The sequence below is a fragment of the Plasticicumulans sp. genome, assembly GCF_035331805.1.
Lineage (GTDB): Bacteria > Pseudomonadota > Gammaproteobacteria > Competibacterales > Competibacteraceae > Plasticicumulans.
The window spans coordinates 1-1,683 of record NZ_DAOLKE010000534.1; the positions used below are offsets into that span (position 1 = coordinate 1).

Consider the following 1,683-nt stretch of genomic DNA (forward strand, 5'->3'; position numbering starts at 1 on the left):
CTCGACCAGGCCGATCTCGATGAACTCGGCGCCTGTCTCGGGCCCGAGACAGGCGACCTGATGCTCGAACGCCTGTCGCTGCCCGGGACCGACGGCGACGCCGCACGCGCGCGGCTGATCGTCGAGCTGCTCGATCGCCACGGCACCGGCCGCGTGCTGTTTCGCAACACGCGCGCGGCGATGCCGAACTTCCCGCGCCGCGTGCCGCTGCCGCTCGCGCTCGACTGCCCGCCCGCCTACCGCGACGGTGGCGGCGACGGAGTCGGGCTTGCCCCCGAGCGGGCGTACCGACCCGGGGCCGATGCGCCGGCCTGGTGGCGTTTCGATCCGCGCGTCGATGCGCTGATCGAGCTGCTCGCAGCCGGCGACAAGGTGCTGCTGATCTGCGCGCACAAGGCGACCGTGCTCGAACTCGACGAGGCGCTGCGCGTGAAGAGCGGCGTGCCGGCGGCGCTGTTTCACGAGGACATGCCGCTGCTCGCGCGCGATCGCGCCGCCGCCTGGTTCGCCGATCCGGCCGGTGCGCGCGTGCTGCTCTGCTCGGAGATCGGCAGCGAAGGCCGCAACTTCCAGTTCGCGCACCACCTGTTCCTGTTCGACCTGCCCGAGAACCCCGATCTGCTCGAACAGCGCATCGGCCGGCTCGACCGCATCGGCCAGACCGAGGACATCCGCATCCACCTGCCCTGGCTGCGCGCCACGGCGCAGGAAATCCTGTACCGCTGGTACGCCGAAGGCCTCGATGCCTTCGCCCGCCACGCCCGCGCCGCCGAGGCCGTGTACCGGCGCGTGCGCCCCGAACTCGAGGCCGCGCTCGCCGGCCACGGCGATGCCGAAGCGCTGATCGCGCACAGCGCCCGGCTCAATGCCGAACTCGGCAGCGAACTCGAACGCGGTCGCGACCGGCTGCTGGAGCTGTCGTCGTTTCGCGAGGGCCCGGCACTCGAACTGGTCGAACGCATCCGCGCCCAGGATGCCGACCCGGCGCTGCCGGCGCTGCTCGAACGGCTGTTCGATCACTACGGCGTCGATGCCGAGGCGCACGAGGACGGCACGCTGGTGCTGCGCACCGGCGAGCAGATGCTGACCGCGCAGTTCCCGGCCCTGCCCGAGGAAGGCCTGGCGGTCACCTTCGAGCGGGGGCTGGCGCTCGCGCGCGAGGATGTCGACTTCCTGAGTCCGGATCATCCGCTGGTCGTCGGCGCGCTCGACCTGCTCGCCGGCGCCGTCGACGGCAACTGCGCGCTGGTCGCCTGGCGCGAGCCGCCGGACGAAGCCCCGGAGCTGCTGCTCGAAGCCGTGTACGTGCTCGAATGCGTGGCGCCGCCGGCGCTGCAGGCCGACCGCTTCCTGCCGCCGCTGCCGCTGCGTGTGGTCATCGATCCGCACCTGCGCGACGCGGGCGAGCACTGGCCGGCCGCCGTCATCGGCAGCGGCTGTACCGATGTGCCGGCCGCGGCCGTGCGCGAGCGCCTCGCCGACCGGCGGCTGCGGCGCATGCTCGATGCCGCCGCCGTCGCGGTCGGCCGGCTCGCCGAGCAGACGATCAAGGCCGCGCAGGCCCGCATGCAGGCGACGCTGACGCCCGAGGTCGAGCGCCTGCGCGCGCTCGCCGCCGTCAACCCGAGCGTGCGCGCCGCCGAGATCGAATTCGCCGAAACGCGCGTCGCCGAGCTGTACACG

At 73.1% G+C, this 1,683-nt stretch carries 1 protein-coding gene; it reads left to right on the top strand.

The genetic code is table 11. From position 1 onward, the window contains the following. Positions 1-1,683, top strand: a 1,683-nt coding sequence (locus tag PKE44_RS19140; protein ID WP_324554406.1) for a helicase-related protein, incomplete at both ends; no start/stop codon positions are given.